This window comes from Parapedobacter brassicae (genome assembly GCF_051400755.1).
Classification (GTDB): domain Bacteria; phylum Bacteroidota; class Bacteroidia; order Sphingobacteriales; family Sphingobacteriaceae; genus Parapedobacter.
On sequence record NZ_JBLFFL010000002.1, the window covers coordinates 394,992 to 411,545 of the forward strand.

The 16,554-nt window shown below is 47.9% G+C and carries 14 protein-coding genes; 8 read left to right on the plus strand and 6 right to left on the minus strand.

The window, feature by feature from the left end; genetic code table 11:
- Positions 1-271: 271 nt before the first annotated feature.
- From ald to ACMGDE_RS07105, 5 genes are all read left to right on the plus strand, one after another.
- Positions 272-1,393: an alanine dehydrogenase gene (ald, locus tag ACMGDE_RS07085; protein ID WP_436832073.1), complete on the plus strand. Its 1,122-nt coding sequence runs from the start codon at positions 272-274 to the stop codon at positions 1,391-1,393.
- Positions 1,394-1,556: 163 nt separating this feature from the next.
- Positions 1,557-2,777 carry a beta-helix domain-containing protein gene (locus ACMGDE_RS07090; RefSeq protein WP_436832074.1) on the plus strand — a complete coding sequence of 407 codons (1,221 nt, stop codon included), beginning with the start codon at positions 1,557-1,559 and terminating at the stop codon, positions 2,775-2,777.
- Positions 2,778-2,864: 87 nt separating this feature from the next.
- Positions 2,865-5,690 (plus strand): TonB-dependent receptor, encoded by a 2,826-nt coding sequence (locus tag ACMGDE_RS07095; protein WP_436832075.1) that lies wholly within the window; start codon positions 2,865-2,867, stop codon positions 5,688-5,690.
- A gap of 204 nt (positions 5,691-5,894) precedes the next feature.
- Complete coding sequence (locus tag ACMGDE_RS07100) at positions 5,895-7,052, plus strand: CARDB domain-containing protein (RefSeq protein WP_436832076.1); 1,158 nt, start codon at positions 5,895-5,897, stop codon at positions 7,050-7,052.
- 29 nt (positions 7,053-7,081) lie between these two features.
- A complete protein-coding gene (locus ACMGDE_RS07105) occupies positions 7,082-7,606 on the plus strand; it encodes a hypothetical protein (protein WP_436832077.1) in 525 nt (174 codons plus the stop codon).
- Between the two features lie 292 nt (positions 7,607-7,898).
- On the opposite strand, the gene ACMGDE_RS07110 is transcribed toward ACMGDE_RS07105, so the two are convergent.
- From ACMGDE_RS07110 to ACMGDE_RS07125, 4 genes are all read right to left on the minus strand, one after another.
- Positions 7,899-8,291 (minus strand): DUF1801 domain-containing protein, encoded by a 393-nt coding sequence (locus tag ACMGDE_RS07110; RefSeq protein ID WP_436832078.1) that lies wholly within the window; start codon positions 8,289-8,291, stop codon positions 7,899-7,901.
- Between the two features lie 85 nt (positions 8,292-8,376).
- A complete protein-coding gene (locus tag ACMGDE_RS07115; RefSeq protein WP_436832079.1) occupies positions 8,377-8,880 on the minus strand; it encodes an SRPBCC family protein in 504 nt (167 codons plus the stop codon).
- A gap of 1 nt (position 8,881) precedes the next feature.
- On the minus strand, positions 8,882-9,385 hold the full coding sequence (locus ACMGDE_RS07120) for an SRPBCC family protein (RefSeq protein ID WP_436832080.1): 504 nt from the start codon (positions 9,383-9,385) through the stop codon (positions 8,882-8,884).
- An 11-nt stretch (positions 9,386-9,396) separates the two neighbouring features.
- Positions 9,397-9,723 carry an ArsR/SmtB family transcription factor gene (locus ACMGDE_RS07125; protein WP_436832081.1) on the minus strand — a complete coding sequence of 109 codons (327 nt, stop codon included), beginning with the start codon at positions 9,721-9,723 and terminating at the stop codon, positions 9,397-9,399.
- 323 nt (positions 9,724-10,046) lie between these two features.
- On the opposite strand from ACMGDE_RS07125, the gene ACMGDE_RS07130 reads away from it, so the two are divergent.
- Both ACMGDE_RS07130 and ACMGDE_RS07135 read left to right on the plus strand, forming a co-directional pair.
- Positions 10,047-10,169 (plus strand): hypothetical protein, encoded by a 123-nt coding sequence (locus ACMGDE_RS07130; protein ID WP_436832082.1) that lies wholly within the window; start codon positions 10,047-10,049, stop codon positions 10,167-10,169.
- Positions 10,170-10,261: 92 nt separating this feature from the next.
- Complete coding sequence (locus ACMGDE_RS07135; protein WP_436832083.1) at positions 10,262-12,145, plus strand: alkaline phosphatase; 1,884 nt, start codon at positions 10,262-10,264, stop codon at positions 12,143-12,145.
- On the opposite strand, the gene ACMGDE_RS07140 is transcribed toward ACMGDE_RS07135, so the two are convergent.
- Positions 12,142-14,601, minus strand: a complete 2,460-nt coding sequence (locus ACMGDE_RS07140; protein ID WP_436832084.1) for a TonB-dependent receptor — start codon at positions 14,599-14,601, stop codon at positions 12,142-12,144. The genes ACMGDE_RS07135 and ACMGDE_RS07140 overlap by 4 nt on opposite strands.
- A gap of 98 nt (positions 14,602-14,699) precedes the next feature.
- Positions 14,700-15,512 (minus strand): AraC family transcriptional regulator, encoded by an 813-nt coding sequence (locus tag ACMGDE_RS07145; protein ID WP_436832085.1) that lies wholly within the window; start codon positions 15,510-15,512, stop codon positions 14,700-14,702.
- 206 nt (positions 15,513-15,718) lie between these two features.
- Here ACMGDE_RS07145 and ACMGDE_RS07150 point away from each other — a divergent pair, with 206 nt between their 5' ends.
- The gene (locus ACMGDE_RS07150) at positions 15,719-16,546 is read left to right on the plus strand and encodes a glycoside hydrolase family 16 protein (RefSeq protein WP_436832086.1); all 828 of its coding nucleotides are present in this window, start codon (positions 15,719-15,721) and stop codon (positions 16,544-16,546) included.
- The last annotated feature ends 8 nt before the right edge of the window (positions 16,547-16,554 follow it).

Below are 16,554 nucleotides of genomic sequence, written 5' to 3' on the forward strand. Positions count from 1 at the left end.
CACGTCTGGATCCGGGGCGCTCCGCTTCCGTCTCCTAGGCCGTGTCTGCAATGGACGTAAAACAGGTGGGGATGTGAGGGTGGTTAGGGAGTATAAAGCCATTTTATGGGTTTATTTGGCCATATTTATATTATATTTTTGGTATATGTAGTAAGTTTTGTATTTTATGATGTTTATTTCATTGATTTTTGTTGATACTTTTTTAAAATATTAGTCATTCAATAGCTGATTTTATTGTTATTTTTGAGGTAAATTTCAATCTTAATCAAATATGACTATCGGAATACCTAAAGAAATCAAAAATAACGAAAGCAGGGTCGGACTAACAGCATCTGGCGTCTTCGAATTGAAGCAATATCATCACCATGTTTTGGTGGAACAAGGTGCGGGCAAAGGAAGCGGGATATCCGATGCGGAGTATGAAGCCGCGGGGGCCGAGATCGTGACCGATCCCCACGATATTTGGGCACAGTCAGACATGATCGTCAAGGTGAAGGAGCCCATCGATGAAGAGTTGCGATTGGCCCGGCCCGGGCAGATTATGTTTACCTACTTCCATTTTGCCTCGAGCATCACGCTCACCGAAGCCATGATTGGCCGTGGGGCGGTGTGCATCGCGTATGAAACCGTGGAGAAGCCCGACCGTTCGCTGCCCTTGCTTACCCCCATGTCTGAGGTGGCCGGCCGCATGGCCGTACAGCAAGGTGCCCGCTACCTTGAAAAGCCGGTGAAGGGCAGGGGCGTGCTGCTCGGCGGCGTACCGGGTGTTCCTCCTGGCAGGGTGCTCATCCTCGGCGCGGGCATCGTAGGCGTGCAAGCCGCCAAGATGGCGTCCGGATTAGGCGCGCATGTCACCATTCTCGACATCAATACCGATCGCCTGCGGTACGTAAACGATGTCTTGCCTTCCCACGTCGTCACCCAATATTCCAGTCAATATACCATCCGCAAACTCGTGCAAACCCACGACCTCATCATCGGCGCCGTGCTGATACCCGGTACCAAAGCGCCCAACCTCATCACGCGCGATATGCTCAAGACCATGCGTCCCGGTACCGTTATCGTGGATGTGGCCGTCGATCAGGGCGGCTGCGTAGAGACCTGTGTGCCCACTACACACGAAAACCCCACCTACATCATCGATGACGTATTGCATTACTGCGTGGCCAACATGCCCGGCGCGGTACCGTTTACCTCCACACTGGCATTGACCAATTCTACCTTGCCCTATATTATCAAGATCGCCAATAAGGGATGGAAGACCGCCTGCGCTAACGATGCCGCGCTCATGAAGGGGCTCAATATCGTAGAAGGCAAGGTCGTATACCAGGGCGTGGCCGAAGCATTTGATTTGCCACTGCATGATGTGGCTGAGGTACTGATGACCATGTAATCCACTCATAGCGAAACCGATACCCACCTCTTTCTTGAATGTGCTTAATAATTACTTAACACGAAATTAATCAAAAGATGATTTTCAGTGAATGTTGGCTTTATATTAAATAAAGTTCTTTGTATCGGAATATAGAGGAGTCAAAACATTAAAATTGAAAATCATGAAAAAGTTATTTTTACCATTCCTAGCGGTGTTTGCATTGGGATTTGTAACCAGCTGTAGCGACGATGATCCAGTAGATCCAATCGAAGAGGGCGAAGAGATGGTTAAATCGGGTTCCATTACCGCCAATGAAACATGGACTGCTGAAAACGTTTATATATTGGACGGCAAAGTGGTAGTAGACGCTGGTGTAACATTGACTATTGAAGCAGGTACTATTATCAAAGGTGAAGAAGGACAAGGAGACCAAGCCTCGGCATTGGTAGTGGCACAAGGCGGTAAGCTAATGGCCAATGGTACCGCAGATGCGCCGATTGTCTTCACTTCGGTGCTGGACGATATTCAACCTGGTCAGAAGGCTGGCACGAACCTCGATATTGAGGACAAAGGGGCTTGGGGTGGAGTAATTATCTTGGGCCGTGCCCCGATCTCCGTTGCATCGGATCTCCAAACCAAAAACGTGGAAGGGCTGCCGGCAAATGCTGCTTATAGCATTTACGGTGGTACAGATGCGGCCGACAATTCGGGCTCGATCAAGTACATTTCCATTCGTCATGGCGGTGTTGCTATCGCTACTGACAATGAGATAAATGGGTTGACTCTAGCCGGTGTCGGAAGTGGAACGGTTATCCAGAATGTGGAAATTGTAGGCAACCAAGATGATGGCATCGAATGGTTCGGTGGAACGGTAAACGTGACCAATTTGCTGACATATGGACAGGGCGATGATGGTTTCGATGTGGATATGGCTTATTCTGGTACCATTTCAAATGGCTTGGTCGTTCAAGGTCCTGAGCCCGGTTCTGCTTTCGAATTGGATGGGCCGGAAGGTACCGCTGCTACTGAGGCGTCCTTTACCATGGAAGATATTACGGTCATCGGTGGTGGCCAAAGCGCCATGGTTGCAGATTTGAGGGATGGCGTATTATGCGCATTGAACAATATCTTGGTGTATGATATTACTGCAACCTCTACAATAAATGTAGCTGGTGCTGATTCTCAAACTGAATTTGCCAATGACCGGATTACGTTTTCAAACTGGGAAGTTGTGCTTCCTACAGGGGTAGCCCTACCAGCATTACTGACTGGAGCTCCAGCTGGAACCGCAGCTAACTTCACCGGCAATGTAGCGACCATTGCTTCTGCCGATGCGGCTACTGTTGGCGCTGACCTCGCTGCATTTTCTTGGACTTACGCAGCAAGTAAGAGTGCATTTTAATTGCAATTGATGAAAGATTACGTGTCCATCTCCAGCATAGGAGATGGACATTTTTTATAAAATACAATACGCATTTATCCAAACCCTATGTTGAAGAAATTTTGGTTACTTTTTGCAGGGAATATCTGTTTTTCAGTTATACTTTTTGCCCAGCAGGGGCAGCTGGTCGGTACCGTGTCAGAAGGAGGAACTGGTGAAAAGCTTTCCAGTGTGACGGTAGCCGTGAAGAATTCCTCGATTGGTGCCCGGACCGACTTTGAAGGCGATTATGCGCTGGAACTTAACCCAGGCACGTACACATTAGTTTATTCTTTTATCGGCTATCAAACCCAAGAAATCGAAGCGGTGGAGATAAAAGCCGGAGAGGCGACACACCTCGATATCGTCCTGGAGTCGCAGGCAGACCTGCTGGATGAAGTCGTGGTGACTACTACGGCAAGGCGCAATTCCGAAATCTCGCTGTTGAACATGCAGCGCAATTCGACAACGCTGATGGATGGCCTTTCGCTTCAAAGCATCAAGCGAAGTGGCGCAAGCACGATTGCTACAGCGGTGCGATCGGTGCCAGGCGTTTCGGTGCAAGATGGAAAATACGTGTATGTACGCGGGTTGGGCGATCGTTATACCAAATCTGTTCTGAATGGGATGGATATCCCGGGTCTTGACCCGGATAAGAATACCATCCAAATGGACATATTCCCGACGAACATCTTGGAGAATATTGTCGTCGTCAAATCGGCCTCTGCAGAGCTACCAGCGGACTTTACGGGTGGTGTGGTCGATATTGTGACCAAAGATTTTCCGGCACAAGAGCAGTTCGGCGCTTCGATATCGGTTGGTTATAATCCTCAGATGCATTTCAACGATCGTTATCTGAGTTATTCCGGTGGAAGTACGGATTTCTTGGGTTTTGATGACGGCACACGTAAAATGCCCATTTCCGCAGGAACGACAATACCCCATCCGGCTTCCTCCAACAACGGTACCTTAGAAGGAATTACCCGGTCATTTGATCCGACGATGGCGGCGCAGCCGCAAACGAGTATGCCGGATTTCAGTGTAGGCTTGAATTATGCCAATCAATACGATGTAAAGGGCAATAAGTTGGGACTCCTTTTGTCCTTAGACTATAAAAATTCCACTGAGTTTTACGACGGATTCGAAAACGGTGTTTACCAGCGATGGTCAGAACGGGATCGATTTGATTTGCGCGATAACAGGCGGCAGTATGGCAATCTCGGGACAAACAATGTATTGGGTTCGGTGTTGGCTGGTTTGTCTTATAAGACGAGCAAATCGAAATATATGTTTAATGTCCTCCATATCCAAAACGGAGAAAGCAGAGCTGCATTTTTTGACCAATCAACGAGAGTTGACAACGTGATTAATGTGGTCAAGGACAACTTGGAATATTCTCAACGGTCCGTTTCTAACGTACTGATCAGCGGTAAACACGCCAATGAAGATGCTTCCTTCACCACCGAGTGGAAAATTTCGCCCACACTATCCAAGATTAACGACAAAGACGTACGGCTTACTACGTTTATCGACGGCGGCAACGGAACCTACACCATCGGCTCGGATGCGGGCTTTCCTCTCCGTATCTGGCGAGATTTGGATGAAGTGAATTTGGTTGGCAAGGTAGACTTCGTAAAAAAGCATCAATTCCTTGGGGACAACTCCACGTTAAAATTCGGAGCGTTATATAGCTATAAAGCAAGGGATTATTCCATTCAAAGTTACGAAATTGCTCCTTATAATACGATAACCTCAGCGTTGAATGGCGATCCCGATGCATTGTTGGCTGACGAGAATGTATGGACGCCAGAGGGCGATTCAGGATATTTTATCCGTGGAAACTTCCAACCTGCTAACACATACGATGCTACTCAACAAGTTGGAGCGCTATATGTGTCAAATGAATTTAGGTTACTAGAGAAATTGCAAGCGGTAATTGGGTTAAGGGGCGAATTTTTCATGGCAAATTTTACAGGGCAAAACAATCTGGGAGACGAAGTATACGACAATGAGAACGTTCTGGATAAAATCGATCTATTCCCCTCGGCAAATTTGATATATGGATTTACCGAAAACAACAAATTTAGGCTATCTTATTCACGGACGACTGCAAGGCCAACATTCCGCGAGCTCTCCGTGGTGCAAATTCCAGACTTGCTGACCGGCATCATGTTTTTGGGTAATATCGATCTACAACCCACTTATATTAACAACTTTGACATTCGTTATGAGTTGTTTGGTGACAATGCCCAAATGTTTGCTGTAAGTGGTTTTTACAAGCGGTTTAAGGATCCCATAGAAATTGTGGCCTATTCTGAAATCGACCCGAGCCAGTTCACACCAAGGAATGCGCCCGCTGCCGATGTTGTTGGTGTGGAGATTGAGGCAAGAAAGCATTTAGGCTTTATTTCCGATGGTTTGAGTGACCTTAGCATCAATGTCAATGCTTCGCTCATCCAATCACGGATTGAGATGCTCAAGGGTGCTGGTCAGGAGTACGATTCACGGCTAAACGCTGCACGTGATGGCGAGGAAATAGAAGATACAAGGGAGTTGCAGGGCCAGTCCCCGTACCTAATCAATACCGGGCTATTGTATAATAATGAAGATTTAGGATTGGAGACCGGATTGTTCTATAATGTACAGGGTAAAACACTTGAGGTAATCGGATTGAGTGTCAATCCCGATGTGTACACTCAACCGTTCAATAGCTTGAACTTTAATTTCTCCAAGAAGGTTGGCCAAGCGAAAAAAGGTACGATCAGCCTGAAAGTTGAAAATATCCTGAATGACGACAGGGAGAGCCTATATGAGTCATTCCGCGCTGAATCACAGCGGTTTCAGTTGAGAAGCCCGGGGCGTAATTTTAGCTTGGGATATAGCTATAGTTTTTAAGAGGATAAACAGTTCTTATGGAAGGCCCGGCATTCGACATGCCGGGCCTTTGTTTTTTGGATAGTTTAAATACTTAATCGAGTATTAATTTTAAACACATTTTACCCCTATTTATTCACTGCTTTTTAATGGTAGATTAATATTGTTGAGTTATCCTTGCGGTACAGATACTCTACAATTCATTAACTAAGTAATTTTAACCCTATGAAAAAAATTTGTTTTTCTTTATTGACCGTGGTGTTTTCTTTGCAACTTTCCGGTCAGGTCACGTCAAAGTATCATTTGGTGCGCTGGGTCAATCCGGATGAAGCCAATACCGTGTCGAATTTTTGCAACAACGGAATAATCCAAGCAGTCGGGGAACGAAGATTAAATATTCTGATTGAAGATAAGCTTCCTGTTAACACCGTATTTGTTGCGCAATTAAGCACTGTTCCATCCGGCTACAAGTATTTTATTGTAGTCGAATCTAGCGATTCTCCAATATCTAATCCGGACGTAACTATCACAGATTTTGCGAATACATGCGAAATTGTCGATTTTTGTGCTGGAAATTTGAAAACTTATAAGAGGCACAGAATTTATTATTTAGGTGCATCCATATCAGGTCTTGAGACATTATATTGTCAATATCTTCAAAGCCCTCCAAGTGGTAATGGAACTAAAGTAAATATTTTCAGAAGCACTCCGTTGGCAACAAACAAGGTGTATTATTTCGCAGCTGGTAGTGGGGTACAAGAGGGCTATTACTATGTCGGCTATTCCGGTTATACAAGAGATCCAGACGAAGATAGTAATGTACACGATTATACACTTATAAGCAGAATTGATTTGGCTGATTCAGATTATGACGGTGTTCCAAACATTTGTGATGACTGCGCTACCCAGTCCGGCCCTCCTAGCAACGGCGGATGCCCATTGCCACCTGCGGATTTGTCGTTAAATCCAGCATCCACCTTTGTTACCAGTAACTGCACTAATTGTCCTAGCCTTCTAGGTGATTTAGGGAATAAAAGATATGAGATCGCTCGTAATGGAGGAGGAATGACAGTGAGTGCTTATATCAGAAACACTGGGCAACAGGCATCAGGAAGTTATACCATAAAGGTTTATCTTTCATCAGACGCAACGCTAAGTAGTAACGATTTTAATTTTTACTCGTCAACAGTTTCTGCTTCACCAATTAGCGCGGGCGGTACTGACCAGGAAAGTATTTACGTTTATGGAAGTCAATTCGAATACAATCAAGCTTATGGAAATTACTATGTCCTCATAGTGTTGGATGCCAATAATGTTGTTCCAGAGGGCAATGAAAATAATAATTTGACGGCAATTCCTATTTTGTTTAAACAAAATTTTTAATCCCTACTACTATAAAAATTAAAAAAGTTATGAAAAATATTGTTTTGAAGTATGTTCTTATACTTGCAGCTGTAACGGTTGTGATGGGTTCCTGTGGTCAAATGGAAGAAGAACTAAATTCCAATAATGAAGAAGTAAATAGCGAGGTATTTAGTTACCGCTTTGGCCAGCAGATCGTGGACGGTAGCCAGCAGCTCAGATTGCTTATTTCTGAGCTAAAGGGTGATAGTTTATTTTTAACGAAAAAGGCGGTTTTAATTTATTATACCTTTGAAGGTGATAGTGTCGGTAACTGGCATTCAGCCTTAAACCCTGACCCAAATAAAGATTACAGGTTGCATTTTTCGTTTGGGGAGAGCGTTGATAGCGATACTTATGAGTTGAGAATCGAGGCCTTAGATGCTCAATCCGCTGAAGATTATGGACGCCCATTGAACTTTAGTGACATACGGATTTTAGCTCCGTTACATTCGTCACTCCGATCGCTTACCAAGTCTGATTTAGACCTTGCGGATTATTACGCTGTAACCAAATATTTCGGACTAGAGGAATAGCAACTATCCTTCCAATATTGATAAGAGGCTAGGCATGCTAGAAATGCCGAGCCTCTTTATTTCTTTTCCGCCGAAGGTCAACGAAAATTTTATAGCATACATACTAGGATGCCACGGGCTTTCATAGCCGGGGGTCAACGAGTTAAATCAGCAATAAGATCAGCAATATACTTGCCTCAAAGGGCATGGAGCCTGTGGATTTGGCCAATGCATGTGCACTGGGCGAAGATATCATTTTTGTGGAACCAACCATCCAAGCCAGTCAGCATTATCCCGAAATTATGTTTTTCTTCTAAAACCTTTTATCCAGTTCAACCGCTTCTTTTATCAGCCCGGTTAAAGCGGGAATATCAATGTCATCAACCGACTGATAAATCTTGTAGAAAATCTGTTTGTTCGTTCCGTGTGCCAGATAGTTGTTTTCATCTTTCAGGCGATTGCCATACCAAAAGCCAAATAATACTCCGTTTTTTATGCCGCTTCGGGGAACGGATGCTGGAAATATCAGGCAAATGGATTTTTTACCGTAGAAAAACGGGACATTGTAGGACAGTTTTTCCTTTCCGTATCCGTTTAAGGTTTCTATCGTTAGCTGACGCAGGACATCTGTCAGCAAGGCTTCATCCCCTGGAAGAAACTCAAACAGTTCTACCAGCGACCGGAATTTTACCTGCTCTTTTGCCATACCCGATATATCCTCTGTATGTTTCGTCAATCGCAGCCTTGCCCGGGAAGCTCCGTTCATTTCAGCTTGCCATACGATGAGTTTTTTACTTTTTAAAGGTCAATAACAATTCGTCCAACTGCTGGAAATCGATGGTCATACCTTCTTTAAAGCCCATCGCCAGCTCTTTTTCGAGGTCGTCAAGTGTGTCGTAAGTCAGCAGCATATCTACCTGTACTTTATTATCTTTCGGGATAAAGCTGTTTTCCCATAAATTTTGAGGAAACGCAGGATTTAACATGCCGTTTTCATCACTAATTCCACCTTTTGACGCGAATGATTCTTCTTTTACAATTGAAAGGAAGTTGGTTTTTGCCCAATGTTTTTCTCCTTCGGGACTTACCATTGCATACAACCAATATCCACCTTCCCGAAAATCCATTGTTTTCGTTTCGGCTCTCCACGGTTGCGGTCCCCACCACTGGTCGAGCAGTTCAGGTGTTGTCCATGCCTGCCAAACCAATGCAAGGTTTGCGGCAAATTCACGGGTGATGTGAATGGTGTTGTTTTCTTTGTTGACGGTAAAGTCAAATAATAATGTCGGGTTCATTTTATTTATTTTTTAGTGTTTGTAAAAATTCGTTCAGGTTTTTAAGATGCGACGAAAAGCCTTTTTTGTGGCTGACTGTAGCCATTTTTTCAAACATTTCGGGACTTCCGTATTTTTCAGTCATCGTTACGCGTGTTTTGCTCCCGATGGCTATCGGGATTTCGCTGAAGAGTAGGGTGCATTCGGTACGCGGGAAATCCGGACTAACCATTCCGTTTTCATCGCTGAATGCCCTCAACTCCGTAATGCTTTTTTGAGGTTCAATTTTTTTGTAATCATATCGGCTCCAATGTTTATTCCCCTCGGGGCCTACCAATGCAAAATGCCAGAAGCCACCTTCACGGAAATCCAACGTTTTTGTTTCTGTTCTGTAAGGATTTGGAGCACACCACTGGTCGAGTAATTCGGCCGTTGTCCACGCCTGCCATACCAACTCAAGGTTAGCATCGAATTTACATTCGATGTGAATGGTTTTATTTTCCTTGTTTACGGAAAAATCAAACAAGAGATTACTAGTCATTTTTTCTGTGTTTTAATCGTTGCCAATAAGTTGTCTAACTGATCAAATCTTGTTTCCCAGATTTTGCGGAACTGGTCCAGCCATTTATCGATTTCTTTCATTTTGTTTAGTTCAAGCTGGTAATAAATTTCCCTGCCTTGTTGTTTTTGCGTTACCAATTCGCATTCCGTCAAAATGCGTAAATGTTTAGATACTGCCTGTCGGGTAGTGTCAAAATGTTCGGCAATGGCGTTGGGCGTCATCGCCTGTAATGCAATTAAGGCAATAATTGCCCGTCTTGTCGGGTCGGCTACTGCCTGAAAAATATCTCGTCTTGTTTCCATTATGCAAATATATGGTTGCAAATATAAATGCAATCATTTGGTTTCGCAAATTTTTCAAGAATTTTTTTGGTTTGTGCTCGCAAATGTCCTGAAAAGCAAGTCACGATAAAACCATGGAACTCCTGTTTCAATATCTTGATGAGCTGAACGATAAGATTAAACGGTCACCACTACCGTAGCCAGTACAGCCGTTTTTGCGATGGATGATTTCGTAAGGTGATGGAGGTACTGGTAAAGAAAAGGAAGTTGACGCAGGATGAACGGCCTTTTTGCAACCTAACAATTTTGTATTATATTGTGTGGATTGATAACCCCATTGGTGTATGACGGCAATCACGGCAACGGTACCGAAGGAAAAGGATGTAAAAGTGCTTAAAGAGATTCTGGAGCGCTTTGGCATAGACTATACCATTGAGGAGTTTTATCAAAGCCTAACATCGTACTAACGCTGACTTAACCTACTGCAACTACTTTTGGCCTTAAATCAACTCATTGTCGAATGGATTTACGGTACATTTCAACCTAATTGAATTACTGCATGAAAGGCATTATCTGTTTATTGGGCCTCGGCCTGGCACTTGCTGCCATCGTACCCGCCACCGCGCAAATCCGCCCCACGGCGTACCTGGGCAACGCGCATTCGCATAACGACTATACCCGCAATCATCCCTTTAGCCTGGCTTATGGATTGGGCTTCGGTTCTATCGAAGCGGACATTTTCCTGCGCGACGGTGAGCTGTATGTGGCCCACACGGCCGGAGAAATCACCGAAGGGGGCACGTTTGACGCGCTGTACCTGCAGCCCATCCTACGCGCTTTTGCCGATGCATCGGAAGGGTGGCTGTATCCGGACAGCGGGCAGTTGCAGTTGCTTGTAGACCTGAAAACCGAGGGAACGGCTACTTTGAAAGCACTGGAGGAAAAGCTGCTGCCTTATAGGGCTTACTTTGATAGCAAACGCCATCCGAAAGCCGTGAAGATCGTGATCAGCGGCAATATGCCCGCCCCAGACCGGTTTGCTGATTTTGACGGGTTGTTCTTTTTCGACGGGCGGCCTGGTATGGCGTACACACCGGATCAGCTGGAGCGCATCGGGCTGTTCAGCGCCTCCTTTCATGATTTTTCGCGGTGGAACGGACTGGGCAGGCTTACCGAGACGGACCTCGGACGTGTGCGCCATGTGGTTGATTCGGTGCACCGACTGGGAAAAAAAATGCGCTTCTGGGCAAGTCCCGACACCAAAACCACGTGGTATGAATGGGTGAAATTGGGTATCGACTATATCAATACGGATAATCCCATGGGATTGGCAGCATTTCTGACTGCCTATCCCAAGCTTAGCTATCAGGCAGCGGCGCAGTACACACCCTATGAACCCCTCCATGCGGCCTTCCGCCCCGGCGCTAAACCGCGCAATGTCATCCTGCTGATCAGCGACGGCGCAGGCCTCTCCCAGCTGTGGGCAGCGGCTACCGCCAATGGGGGGAGGCTCAACGTGCTTGGCATGCCTTATACGGGCTATCTGTTTACCGGCTCGGCAGACAACTACCACACCGATTCGGCAGCGGGGGGAACCGCACTGGCAACCGGCTCCAAAACGCGGAACCGGGCTATTGGGGTCGATACCTTGGGGAAAGCGCTGGTTAACCTGCCGGAGCGCCTAGCGACAAGGGGTATAGTAAGCGGTATCGTATCCAACGATGGCGTTACCGGCGCGACTCCATCATCCTTTTACGCGCACCGTGCGGAGCGCGATATGGCCGACAGCATTGCCAGCGACCTGCTGCGCAGTCCGCTATCGCTGGTGGTGGGTGGCTTCGATCCCGTATTTGCCGCAGCGGACAGCGCGTTGGTACGTCAACTGCGCCAACAAGGGTTCGAGGTACAACAAGGCTTGGAAGGGCTGGGCCAAAGCAAGAGCAAACGCGTCTTGAGCTTTGCTGAAGATCAGGTAAGTGGCGAATGGGACAAGTTAAGTGCTGAACAGGGTAACCTGAATACGAGCTATCGGATGATCGAAGACGCTTTTGAACGCTCGGTAGCATTCTTGAAAGACAGGGCGGGGGATAAGGGTTTCTTCCTGATGGTGGAAGGAGCAAAAATAGACGGCGGCGGCCATGGCAACAGTGTGCCCTTTACGGTGACAGAGTACCTCAGTTTCGATAAGGTCGTAGGCAAAGCGCTCGAATTTGCTGATGCCGATGGGGAGACCCTTGTCATCGTGACCTCAGATCACGAGACTGGCGGTCTGATCGTTTTGGATGGCGATTATCGAACCGGATACGTGCTCGGCGATTTCGCTACGACCGACCATACGGGCCTCCCGGTGCCGTTGGCAGCCTACGGTCCGGGAGCCGAATATTTCCAAGGCTTTGTAGATAACTCGGAGCTCGCGGGGCGCATCGTTCAGCTGATACGCTAAAACTCCTTTTCTCCAAATTCACTGCCCGGCAGCTTGAGTTCGCGCGCCAACCGGTTCAGGTTGAACGACAGATTCAGCATGATCACATCGACTTCGTAAATGTAGTTGGTGGTGGTATAAAAATCTGGTCCCCATGTGGTGATCCGCTGTTCGTTGCTGGGTAGCAGGCCCAGATCGATGTTTTGCCATTGCACGAGCGCGGTGATCGCCCCATCCCAGAAGGTGTGTTTCAGCGATAGATTGGGTGATAGGAACCGCGAGTCTTCGCCTTGTACCGTCGGTCTGGCCGACAAATAATTCACATTGCCCTGGAGACTGAATGCCGGCGTCAATTGGATGTTTGCGTTGGCGTTGATCGCGTGTACCCAAGCTTGGTTTTCCAGCCGCTCAGCGTAGTCCAGTATCATGCCCCGCGTCGTGCTACGGTATACGTTGGCGCCGAGGTAAAGCTGTGCCCACTTCACCGGAGTATAATTGGCGCCAAGCTCAAGGCCCGTCCGCGTTGCCCGCTCGGCATTGGTAAACACCCGGTTCAAGATGGTGTCTGCATAGACATTATTCACCCGCTGGATGGGGTTCTTGACGTCTTGGTAGTACAGTGTGGTAAAAAAAGACCCCTGCTTGAACTCCCGGATGATGCCCAGTTCTGCCAAGTAAATGAATTCCGGTAGGAGGTTCGCGTCACCCTGCTCCAAGGTTTCCGAGTGCTCCCGCTCGGGAATGGGGTTCAACTCAAAATTGCTGGTTCGCTGTACACGCCTGCTGATGCCGGCTTTGGCCTTCCAGTGGTCATCGAGGCGATACAGGGCGCTTGCCGAGGGAAATAGGTTGTGCAGCGTCAGCCGGTAGTCTCCATCGTCGGTCGCGTTGACATGTAAATCCCGGTCGGCATATTCATAGCGCAGGCCACCCATATATTCCAGGCGCTCGGTCTTTCCTGAATACTGGGTATAAATGGAATGGATTTGATTGGTGGCCACCACATCACCCGTGAATGCCGGTACGATCGCGAAATCAGTGTCATCGCCCTCCCTTACCCGGTAGACAAAACGACCGTCTTGCTCATCCCGCCGGTACTGATAGCCGCTTTCCCACTTCCCGTGCCCAAGAGGAGTTGCAAAATCGACCTTTCCGCGGAATCCATTCAGGGGATTGGTATACGTGCTGACGGTGTGTTGCACCGTATCGGCTGATTCGATGTTGTGGTTGCGGGTAGCACCGTACAAGTCTGCGCGTTCGTACAGGGCAGAGAAGCTTAGGGATGATTGGTCTGCAAAGGTGTGCGTGTAGTCCAGGTTACCCAGTACAAAATCACCCTCTTTGTTTTGGAGGTTGGCATTGAAGTATTGACGCCGGCCAATGACCGTGCCCGTGGCGAGGTCCGTTTTTACATTGTCATAGTGGATATCGGCCACCCTGTCCTGGAATTTATGGCCAGCAAAGAATCCGGCAGTGAACCGGTGGCGTTCGTTGGGCGTGAAAGCCACATTAAGCCGCCCGCCATAATTGTATTTGTCAAAGCTGCGCTCGCCATGGGAAGGGAAGGAAGTCCGTCGGTCTGCGATCAGTGTGTAGACATCCCCATCCCGTAGGCCCGCATTGTCATTCCGTAGGTAATTGGCGTTCGCCGTCAAATCCCACTGGTTCCGGCGGTAATTTACCGTTACATCGGCGCCGTAGCGCTGTTGACGTTGGGCATTGTCATAGTCCTCAATGGATGGCAGACCACCTTGCAGGTTGGCCACCATCGCCAGCCCATCGTCGGCCCCCTGTTTGGTCGTGATGTTGATGATGCCGCCCCTGCCATCGGGGTCATACTTGGCCGATGGCGAGGTGATCAATTCAATGTTTTCCACCTGGTTGGCCGGCAATTGGCTTAGCATGGTCGTGGCATCGGTTTGCACCGGTTTTCCATTGATCAGCACCAAAAAGCCCTGGGCACCTCGCAAGGTGATCTGGCCCTGCCCATCTACGGAAACCGAAGGCATGTTGCGGATCACGTCGATGGCGGTTCCGCCTTTCGCGGCTTGGAATTGCTCCGCCCGATAGACCTGTTTATCGATCTTGTTGGCGCTTTGCAACGGTTGCCCCGTTACCTGCACTTCGTTTAAAAACTGTTGGCTGAGGTTCAGATCTATACGACCAAGGTCGATCTGCTGGTTGCCGGTGATGCTTAGCTGGTCGGATTCAACCGTTTCGTAGCCCAACGACTGCAACCGGATGAAGTAGCTGCCACGCGTTAGGTTTTCAAACCGGAATTTGCCTGCCTCATCGGCGAGCTGTCCATTCACCAGCGCGGAATCCTGGCTTTGGTATAGCGACACGCTGGCGAAAGCCAGCGGGCTTTGAGCCGCCTGATCAAACGCAATACCCGCTATCGATCCGGTTTGAGCAAACGCCTGTGTTACCATCAGTGTAGTCACCAAGCAGATGAGTAGTAAGTGTGTTTTATGCATCGGTAAACGTCATTTTGCAGCAAAGGTACTACAGCAAAATTCTGATAGCATGGTCTATTTGAAAATAACGCGGTATAAACCATACGCCAATCGGCCAGTTAGCCAAGTTGCCGGAAGGCATGGGGGGTGGTTTGGGTATGCCGCTTGAAGTACTTGATGAAATGCGAGGAGTCCCGGAAGTCGAGCTGGGCAGCGATCTGGCTGGCGGTCATATCCGTATAAAGCAGCAGGCGCTTGGCTTCGCCCAATAAGTGCCCGGCCAATACTACTGCTGCGGACTGCCCGGCGGCCCTGCGGCATACCGTATTCAGGTTCTGTGGGGTGGTGTTCAACAGCGAGGCATAGTGGGCTACGCTATTTCGCAAGGTGTCAGTCTGCCCGAGCAAGGTTTCAAAGCGTTGGAAAATGTCCGTAGTGCCAGCGCGCCATTGTTTTTCCGGCTGTGCTTGTTGCAATACCTTAGCGAGCAACGCCTTGAGCAACCCTTCGACCACATCACTTCGGTGGGCAAGCGCTTGCTTCCATTCCTGCAATAAGAGTCCGAAAAGCGATGCAATGCTGTTGGGATCGTGTATATACAGGCATGTATAAGCGCTTACGGTTGATAACAGCTCTTTGAGGGCCTTATCGAGGCTATCATCGACGTACTGTTTCTTGATGATCAGGACGTAACCTTCCGGTTCGCCGGTGAGTTCCCAATGATGTATCTGCTCCCTACGGATGATGAAGAGCACCGGGGGGAATATAACATACTGTTTTCCATCAATGGTATGCGAACCGCCTCCCTTGATGAGAAATACGAATTCGAAATAGCTATGGTGTTTATGGGGAGCTGTGGTCCGGATTTCCTTCCGGAATTCGGCAATCTTGATGAGCTGATGGCTGTCGATTTTGTTTTTTACTTCGAGCATATGAGCGTAACGTCTTCGAAGGTACAAATTTTAAATTTTTCTGCCGTTTGCTATGGCTATTTCTCCGACCACACGGGATTCCCTATACCCTTAGCGGCCTACCTTGTCATTCAAGCAATATTTCTTACCTGCGCGGTGGCCCAGCGGCTTACTGACTTTCGGAAATAATTGATAACTTTAACAAGGTATAACGAAAGCATAAGCAAATGTCTCGTTCCATCTTGCTGTTATTGCTTGCCTGCATGGCCTGCAATGGGGTTTTTGATAAGGGAAAGACGGATGCCGCGGCATCTCCATCAGGACAGCCCGTCCCGATCGGGGACCTGCCGGAATGGGAGCAGGTGTTCTACGATGATTTCACAAAGGACGCCACGTTGGGTTCCTGGGGAAGCGCGTGCGATTCCCGGAAGATCGTATACACCGGCGCACGGGGGCAGCAATGGAGGGCTTATCCCGCTTGTTTTGCCGATACGTACCAGGATCGCCCATATCGTTCGGACTCCGTATTATCCGTAAAAGACGGAGTGCTCAATTTTTATCTCCACCCGGTGGACGGGCAGCCTGCAGGTGCCAATCCCTCGCCCATCATCTATAATGGAAGCCAATATCAGACATACGGTAGGTATGCTGCCAGATTCAGGGTGGACAATCCCAACTTGGAGGAATATCATGTTGCCTGGCTATTGTGGCCCCAATCCGAAAAACGGCTGGAGGACGGTGAAGAGGATTTTCCGGAAGGATCGCTTTCCGGAAGGATAGGCGGTTTCCACCATTACGCCGCATCCGATCCCTGCTACGGCTGTCAGGATCCGGCGAAAACAAATGAAAAATTTACCGAATGGCATACGTTTATCATTGAATGGCGCCCCGGAAACATTCGGTATTATCTCGACAGCACCTTGGTGCTGGACTCGGATAGGGGAGTACCGGACAAACCCATGCGCTGGCAATTGCAGACCGAAACGAAAGGGTATGGCAACAATTCGGGCAACCTGATGCTCGATTGGGTAAGTGTTTACCGGTATCGTCCTTGATAAAAATT

Excerpts from the sequence above, each read along its gene's own strand:
- ald (WP_436832073.1), top strand. The coding sequence starts at position 272 with ATGACTATCGGAATACCTAAAGAAATCAAAAATAACGAAAGCAGGGTC.
- ACMGDE_RS07090 (WP_436832074.1), top strand. The coding sequence starts at position 1,557 with ATGAAAAAGTTATTTTTACCATTCCTAGCGGTGTTTGCATTGGGATTT.
- ACMGDE_RS07095 (WP_436832075.1), top strand. The coding sequence starts at position 2,865 with ATGTTGAAGAAATTTTGGTTACTTTTTGCAGGGAATATCTGTTTTTCA.
- ACMGDE_RS07100 (WP_436832076.1), top strand. The coding sequence starts at position 5,895 with ATGAAAAAAATTTGTTTTTCTTTATTGACCGTGGTGTTTTCTTTGCAA.
- ACMGDE_RS07105 (WP_436832077.1), top strand. The coding sequence starts at position 7,082 with ATGAAAAATATTGTTTTGAAGTATGTTCTTATACTTGCAGCTGTAACG.
- ACMGDE_RS07110 (WP_436832078.1), bottom strand. The coding sequence starts at position 8,291 with ATGGCAAAAGAGCAGGTAAAATTCCGGTCGCTGGTAGAACTGTTTGAG.
- ACMGDE_RS07115 (WP_436832079.1), bottom strand. The coding sequence starts at position 8,880 with ATGAACCCGACATTATTATTTGACTTTACCGTCAACAAAGAAAACAAC.
- ACMGDE_RS07125 (WP_436832081.1), bottom strand. The coding sequence starts at position 9,723 with ATGGAAACAAGACGAGATATTTTTCAGGCAGTAGCCGACCCGACAAGA.
- ACMGDE_RS07130 (WP_436832082.1), top strand. The coding sequence starts at position 10,047 with ATGACGGCAATCACGGCAACGGTACCGAAGGAAAAGGATGTAAAAGTG.
- ACMGDE_RS07135 (WP_436832083.1), top strand. The coding sequence starts at position 10,262 with ATGAAAGGCATTATCTGTTTATTGGGCCTCGGCCTGGCACTTGCTGCC.
- ACMGDE_RS07140 (WP_436832084.1), bottom strand. The coding sequence starts at position 14,601 with ATGCATAAAACACACTTACTACTCATCTGCTTGGTGACTACACTGATG.
- ACMGDE_RS07145 (WP_436832085.1), bottom strand. The coding sequence starts at position 15,512 with ATGCTCGAAGTAAAAAACAAAATCGACAGCCATCAGCTCATCAAGATT.
- ACMGDE_RS07150 (WP_436832086.1), top strand. The coding sequence starts at position 15,719 with ATGTCTCGTTCCATCTTGCTGTTATTGCTTGCCTGCATGGCCTGCAAT.